The sequence below is a fragment of the Microbispora amethystogenes genome (assembly GCF_016863015.1).
GTDB lineage: Bacteria > Actinomycetota > Actinomycetes > Streptosporangiales > Streptosporangiaceae > Microbispora > Microbispora amethystogenes.
The window spans coordinates 1-1,183 of record NZ_BOOB01000129.1 but is presented as its reverse complement, the minus strand read 5'-3'; the positions used below and the strand labels follow the sequence as shown (position 1 = coordinate 1,183).

The window sequence follows — 1,183 nt, the reverse complement described above, 5'->3', positions numbered from 1 at the left end:
ATCGGCCGGTTCGTCGAGATCACCGCCTCCCCGCAGGAGGTGCGCGTGGTCTGCGACGGCCAGGTCGTGGCCTGCCACGCCCGCAGTTGGGCCAAGCACGGCGTGGTCACCGACCCCGCCCACGCCCACGCCGCCGCCGCGATGCGCCAAGCGCTGGCCGCCGAGCGGCACAGCCGCCAGACAGCTACCCGCTTCCACCCCGACGGCCATGCCGTCATGCTGCGGGCGCTGCCCGACTACGACGCCCTGTTCGGCGTCGACTTCGACCCATCCGCACACGACACGGAAGCGAGCAGTCAGTGACCACAGCCGCCACGACCCCATCGGCGATGCCGGCCGCGCCGCCCAAAGATGGCCTGCCATCGCTGATCGCCTACCTCACCCGGGTGCTCAAGACGCCGACCATCGGCGCGTTCTGGGAGGAGCTCGCTGCCCAAGCCCGCGAGGAGAACTGGTCGCATGAGGAGTACCTGGCCGCGCTGCTGCAGCGCCAGGTCGCCGACCGCGAATCCAAGGGCACCGTCATGCGCATCCGCACCGCCCACTTCCCCCAGGTGAAGACCCTGGAGGACTTTAACCTCGACCACCTGCCCTCACTGCGCCGCGACGTGCTCGCCCACCTGGCCACCGCCACCTTCGTCGCCAAGGCCGAGAACGTGATCCTGCTCGGGCCGCCCGGGATCGGCAAGACCCACCTGGCCATCGGGCTTGGGGTCAAGGCCTGCCAGTCGGGCTACTCGGTGCTGTTCGACACCGCCAGCAACTGGATTACCCGCCTGTCGGCGGCGCACCATTCCGGGCAGTTGGAGACAGAACTGAAGAAGATCCGCCGCTACAAGCTGATCATCGTTGACGAAGTGGGCTACATCCCCTTCGACCAGGACGCGGCCAACCTGTTCTTCCAGCTTGTGGCCTCCCGCTACGAGCAGGGTTCGATCATGGTCACCTCGAACCTGCCCTTCGGCCGGTGGGGTGAGACCTTCTCCGACGACGTCGTCGCCGCGGCGATGATCGACCGGCTCGTTCACCACGCCGAGGTCCTCACCCTCACCGGCGACTCCTACCGCACCCGCCAACGCCGCGAGCTGCTGGCCAAAGAGAACCGCGCCAACCGCGACTGAGCCAACCCCGGGGGGTTAAAGTTCCCGGAACCGCTGGGGGTCACTATCGGGAGTCCGTTGAC

2 protein-coding genes are annotated in these 1,183 nt (G+C 68.1%); both read left to right on the top strand.

The annotated features are described in order from the left end of the window. On the top strand, window positions 1-303 hold a 303-nt coding region (locus Mam01_RS36000; RefSeq protein ID WP_425563139.1), incomplete at its 5' end, for a Mu transposase domain-containing protein. Further along, on the top strand, window positions 300-1,121 hold the full coding sequence (istB, locus tag Mam01_RS35995) for an IS21-like element helper ATPase IstB (protein ID WP_275409133.1): 822 nt from the start codon (window positions 300-302) through the stop codon (window positions 1,119-1,121). The genes Mam01_RS36000 and istB, both read left to right, overlap by 4 nt. Window positions 1,122-1,183: the final 62 nt, after the last annotated feature.